At 27.8% G+C, this 6,000-nt stretch carries 5 protein-coding genes; 3 read left to right on the forward strand and 2 right to left on the reverse strand.

The annotated features are described in order from the left end of the window. Positions 1–250 precede the first annotated feature (250 nt). Entirely contained in the window at positions 251–895 is a 645-nt protein-coding gene (locus tag VN21_RS04735; RefSeq protein ID WP_046822283.1) for a hypothetical protein, read from the reverse strand. Between the two features lie 433 nt (positions 896–1,328). Between VN21_RS04735 and VN21_RS04740 the strand changes: the two genes are divergently transcribed. From VN21_RS04740 to VN21_RS04750, 3 genes are all read left to right on the forward strand, one after another. Then, complete coding sequence (locus VN21_RS04740; RefSeq protein WP_046822284.1) at positions 1,329–1,829, forward strand: N-acetylmuramoyl-L-alanine amidase; 501 nt, start codon at positions 1,329–1,331, stop codon at positions 1,827–1,829. A gap of 63 nt (positions 1,830–1,892) precedes the next feature. Further along, entirely contained in the window at positions 1,893–2,105 is a 213-nt protein-coding gene (locus VN21_RS04745) for a DUF378 domain-containing protein (RefSeq protein ID WP_046822285.1), read from the forward strand. A gap of 399 nt (positions 2,106–2,504) precedes the next feature. Beyond that, positions 2,505–3,968, forward strand: coding sequence for a SulP family inorganic anion transporter (locus VN21_RS04750; RefSeq protein WP_046822286.1), 1,464 nt, complete (start codon positions 2,505–2,507; stop codon positions 3,966–3,968). Positions 3,969–4,030: 62 nt separating this feature from the next. Here the strand turns inward: VN21_RS04750 and VN21_RS04755 are convergent, their stop codons facing one another. After that, positions 4,031–5,701: a ribonuclease J gene (locus tag VN21_RS04755; RefSeq protein ID WP_046822287.1), complete on the reverse strand. Its 1,671-nt coding sequence runs from the start codon at positions 5,699–5,701 to the stop codon at positions 4,031–4,033. Between the last annotated feature and the right edge of the window lie 299 nt (positions 5,702–6,000).

A 6,000-nucleotide genomic window follows, 5' to 3' on the forward strand; every position in this document is an offset into this window, starting at 1 on the left:
ACATTAAAAAACCACTCTTCTACTGGCAATAGAAAGAGTGGTAGCTATTGTGATAAATGTGATCACAATAGAAAGAATTAGTTATTCTATTTAATACATAGAAACCACACTCTATTCCACTAGACTATAGTTTCTTTTTTTACATGTTAATACTTATATTATACTACAAATATATTAAAAATAAACTACTATTTACATTCTTATTTAATTTCACAATCTTAAAAATTAATTTAGTGTCATGTATTTTGATTTAATACTTTACACAGTTACAAGCATGCTTACCTCCAACATCATTTAAGTCTACTCCATAAGCACTTGCTCCATTTAAAAACTTACAACTAGATGAATTGTGATAATAGCTATTTCCTTTAGCTATATATACAGTTTTCCCACTAGATGAAGATGTTTCATTAGAACTACCCTCATTGCTCGAGCTTGATGGTGGGTTATACTCAACTGGATTTTCCCAACAGTTGCACTCAAATTTTCTCATATCTGATGTAAGTTTTACATAAGATGTACTCGCTCCTTCTAAGTACTTACAATTAGGTATAGTGTGATAATAACTATTTCCATTTGTTATATATACATACTCTCCTATATGCTCGTTATCGCCTTTATCATAGTTACTACTATTGTTTCTAGATGATACTGTTGTATTTGTATCATTATTGCTACTTAATGAAGATTGTTCATCAGTAATTTGTTCATCTTCTGAATTATCATAAGATTCATAGCTAGTGTACTCTTTTTCTGTTTCATTATCATTACTCTCAGCTAATTCTAAATTTGTATCCTCCAATTGACTAGATGTAGTTGATTCCTCTTTTGAGCAACCAATTAACCCTATGCTAAGTACTACTACTAATGTTAAAACTCTTTTTCTTAATTTCATGCTTTTACCTTTCTTGCTTCGATTTAATTCTATTTCGCTTATTTAAATATAAACAGCACAATATATTATACATTTTTATCTTGCCGATGTTTGTAAAATTCAGTAGTTTAAGAACTATATTTTTATAGCTGTTTTGCTAGTTATAAATTATAATAGTTTATATAAATTAATTAGATTTGAGGTTGGAAATGGCTCCCAACACGCTATCTTTTAGATAGTTACCAGAGATGCAGGATACGCCGCCCTGCCAACTCTAATTAGTTTGCTAACGAGGGTATTTTTAATACTCTCGTTTTTTATTTATGTAAATTAATTTATTTGCTCTATATTTTTACTACATATGTTTAAACTCTATTCTTCAAATACTTTATTTTCCTACTTAAAACTTCCTATGCTAATCTTACCTGAATAATAACTTTTAGGAGGTACATATATGAAATGGTATTTAGATTTTGGTCATGGAGGTAAAGACTCAGGAGCTGTTAGTTCCAATGGTAAAAAAGAAAGTGATATGGTTTTAAAAATAGGTATGATAGTTAAATCTATCATTGAAGAAGCTTTTGAAAAAGTAGTTACTACTCGTGAAGAAGATAAGTTTTATTCTTTATCTTATCGTACTACTGAAGCTAATAATGAAAACTGTGATTACTTTGTAAGTATTCATATGAACTGTTCTGAAAACAAATCTGCAAAAGGTTCTGAGACTTGGATATACGATACTAATAATAAAATCTGTAAATTAGCTACTAATTTATCTTCAAATCTTTCTAATAAACTTAATACTCCAAATCGTGGTGTTAAGATGTCTAAAAAATTCTCAGTTTTAAAACATAGTAAAATGCCTGCTGTAATTATAGAAATTGATTTTATATCAAATAATTCTGTTGAAGCTTCTTGCTCTGATGATAAAAGTAGAAATATACTAATTCATTGAATATATTTATAATTTATGACTAAAACTATATATAAATTAATATTTTTTAGGAGGCTTTATTACATGGAAATTATTTATAATATTTGTATAATTCTAGTTTTAGTTGGAGCTCTAAATTGGGGGCTAGTTAGCTTATTTAAATTTGACTTAGTTGCTGCTTTATTTGCAGGTAGTGGAGAATTTGGACATATAAGTAGCTTTAGTAGAATAATATATGGTCTAGTAGGATTGGCTGCAATTTACGTTGGATTTGAATACTTCTTTAATATGATGTAGTCTAATTACATACTTTAAAAATAATCTTTAAACATAAAAAGTAGGAGAACCTTTCATGGCTCTTCTATTTTTATGTTTTTAATTTTAATATTATTATCTAGTGAAATTTTAAATCAAATATTATAAGTCTTTTCAAGTATTTTAGAATTATTTTTAGTAGAACTTCTTTTAAATAACTTTATTGCTATTATAGTATTATAATTGTTCCTTCCATACCTTTTAACTGTTTAGATGTATATCTAAAGTATCATTTAAATATGCTCATTATTACGATACAAATTGACTTTTTTTGATTTATATCTTATAATACAAGTTCTGATATATCTCTATAATTTATATTTTATATAAGTTTTGATTGTTGTTAATTTACATAAAACATAAATTAATAGGAGGTAAAAAATGAACGAAATAAAAAAAGAATGGTTTGGAAACACAAAACAAGACATACTCTCGGGTATGGTAGTAGCTATTGCATTAATTCCAGAGGCAATAGGATTTTCTATAATAGCAGGAGTTAATCCTATGATGGGATTATATGCATCATTTTGTATAGCTATGATTACTGCATTTTTCGGTGGAAGACAGGGTATGATATCAGCAGCAACAGGTGCGATGGCATTATTACTGGTAAACCTTGTAAAAGATTATGGCATAGAATATATGTTAGCGGCAACAATCTTAACAGGAATTATACAATTAATATTAGGTTACTTAAAGATCGGGAACTTATTAAAGTTTATACCTAGACCAGTTATGATTGGTTTTGTAAATGCATTGGCAATTCTAATATTCAAAGCTCAATTACCTTATTTCCAAGGTGAATCTATATGGATATATGCATTAGTTGCTATAGGACTTTTAGTTATATATCTATTCCCTAAAATTAATAAAACAATACCATCGCCATTAATAGCCATAATAGCAGTGACCGTATTGGCTAGTGTGTTAGGAATAAAAACAACAACAATAGGAGATATCGGAAATATATCTTCAACATTACCTAAATTTTTAATTCCAAATGTACCAGTTAGTTTGGAAACTCTAAAAATAATACTTCCATATTCAATCTCTCTATCAATAGTTGGACTTGTTGAATCTTTATTAACTGCTCAGCTATTAGATGATTTAACTCATACAAAAAGTAATAAAAATAGAGAATGTATGGGACAAGGTGTTGCGAATGTAGTGTCAGGATTATTTGGAGGAATGGCTGGGTGTGCTATGATAGGTCAATCTATTATAAACTTCAAATCAGGAGGTAGAGGTAGATTATCGACTTTTGTTGCAGGCTTATTTTTAATGATTTTAATAATATTATTAAATAAATTTGTTGTAATAATCCCGATAGCTGCATTAATATCAGTTATGATTGTTGTATCAATTTCAACATTTGATTGGGAGTCTCTAAAAAGACTTAAAATAGTTCCTAAGACAGATTCTATAGTTATGATTTCAACAGTAGTTGTTGTGCTATTCACTCATAACTTAGCATTTGGAGTTATAGTTGGAGTTATATTAAGCGCTTTATTCTTTGCTTCTAAAATATCTGAAGTTCATGTAGAAAAATTTGAAAAGTCAAATGTTGTAGAGTATAAGGTAAGCGGGCAGTTATTCTTCAGTTCAACGACAAGTTTTATAAATCATTTTAGTTTTGAAGAAAAATCTAAAACTATAAATATAGATTTATCTAATGTTAGAATATGGGATGAATCAGCAGTTGACTGTATTGATAAATTAGTTTTTAGGTTTAGAAAAAATGATAATAATGTAAATTTAGTTGGAATGAGTACAAAGTGCAAAGAAATCATTGAACAAATCGGAAAGCACGATAAAATTGAATGTTTAGATAGCATAGGTCATTAATATCTAAATACTAAAAAAAACTAGGAGTAATAAGTTTAACTAACTTGCTCCTAGTTTTTTTGCTATATTTCCATAATAACAGGTAAAATAGTAGGTGTTCTTTTCACCTTATTATATATATTTTTTCCTAAAGCTGATTTTATATTAAATTTAATTGTATTCCAATCTTTAATATTATTATCTAAGCAATTTTCTATTTCAATTTTAGCTACTTTTCTCAACTCTTTTATTAACGCTTCAGATTCTCTTACATAAACAAATCCTCTTGTTAAAATATCAGGACCTGCCAGTAGTTTAAATTCACTTGAATCAATCGTAACAACAACAGTTATAACCCCATCACTACCTAATCTTTCTCTATCTGCAAGAACTATATTTCCTACATCTCCTACTCCTTTACCATCTACAATTACCGATCCACAGTTAACTTTTCCTAGCACTTCTCCGCTATTTGAAGTTAACTCAAGTACTCTACCAGTTTCCATTAAAAATATATTTTCAGGTTGCATACCTAACTCTTGAGCTAGTAGCTTGTGTTCTACTAAATGTCTATATTCTCCATGAACAGGCATGAAAAACTTTGGTTTAACTAATCTATGGATTAGTTTTAATTCTTCTTTACACGCATGTCCAGAAACATGAACTTCTTCTATTTCGTTATAAATAACTTCAGCACCAGCATTTAACAACTTATCTATAAGTTTTGATGTTGCTCTCTCATTACCTGGAATTGGAGATGCTGAAATAATTATAAAATCATTTTCTTTTATTTTTATATGTTTGTGTTCAGCATTTGCTATTCTTGAAAGTGCTGACATTGGCTCTCCTTGAGATCCTGTAGTTATTATAGTTATTTCACTTTCATTGAAGTTTTTAATATCATGTATATTTATAATAGAATCTTCAGCTACATCTAAATATCCTGATTCTATAGCTATCTTAGATACTCTTTCCATACTTCTTCCGCTAAATACAATCTTTCTATTATATAGTACTGATGCATTTATAATTTGTTGAATTCTATGTATGTTAGATGCAAAAGACGCTACAATAACTCTTCCATTCGCCTTTGAAAATAACATATCTAGATTTTTTCCTATTTCTTTTTCAGATATAGTGAATCCATCTCTTTCAACATTTGTACTATCAGCCATCATTAGTAAAACACCTTGACTACCTAGTTCAGCTAATCTATTAAGGTTAATTAATTCTCCATCTACTGGAGTATGGTCAATTTTAAAATCGCCAGTGTGAACAATAACTCCTTCTGGTGTAGTTATAGCTAATGCGCAAGCATCTGCTATACTGTGACATGTTCTAATAAATTCAACACTAAAATTATTTGTAACAACCATCTCTCCTACTTTTACTTCATTTAAAATACAATCTGAAACTATATTTCGCTCTTCTAATCTGCTTTTTACTAGTTTTAAAGTAAACTTAGTTCCATATATAGGAACATTTATATGCTTTAATACATAAGGAATAGCTCCAATATGATCTTCATGTCCATGAGTCAGTACAATTGCCTTTACTTTTTTATGATTCTGTTTTAAATAACTTATATCTGGTATTAAAAAATCTACTCCATGCATTTCAGCGCTTGGAAATGCTAATCCACAGTCTATTACTATAATTTCATCACCATATTCTATTGCTGTGATGTTTTTTCCTATTTCCCCTAATCCACCTAATGGAATTACTTTAATTTTATTCATTTTTTTTAGATTCATATAAACTCCTATTTTTATTAAGTTATTTCCGATTAACTTATACATTTTAAATTTGTTGTTTTATTAAATCCGAATGTCTAAAATAATATTTTTAATAATAAATTTTACTTAGAACCAATAATATCTATATGGAAGTTTATATAAAATATAAATATCTATATAAACCATATAAAAAAACTTGAATAAACACAATTACATCCAATTTTAAAAGATTATATTTATTCATCTTTCTTTATATAATTAATTAACTATGTATAGATATAATACTATATAAACAATATTATATCTACACTTAGTTT

This window comes from Paraclostridium benzoelyticum (assembly GCF_001006285.1).
Lineage (GTDB): Bacteria > Bacillota > Clostridia > Peptostreptococcales > Peptostreptococcaceae > Paraclostridium > Paraclostridium benzoelyticum.

Coding starts and splice junctions, on each gene's coding strand:
- VN21_RS04735 (WP_046822283.1), bottom strand. CDS start 895: ATGAAATTAAGAAAAAGAGTTTTAACATTAGTAGTAGTACTTAGCATA.
- VN21_RS04755 (WP_046822287.1), bottom strand. CDS start 5,701: ATGAATCTAAAAAAAATGAATAAAATTAAAGTAATTCCATTAGGTGGA.
- VN21_RS04750 (WP_046822286.1), top strand. CDS start 2,505: ATGAACGAAATAAAAAAAGAATGGTTTGGAAACACAAAACAAGACATA.
- VN21_RS04745 (WP_046822285.1), top strand. CDS start 1,893: ATGGAAATTATTTATAATATTTGTATAATTCTAGTTTTAGTTGGAGCT.
- VN21_RS04740 (WP_046822284.1), top strand. CDS start 1,329: ATGAAATGGTATTTAGATTTTGGTCATGGAGGTAAAGACTCAGGAGCT.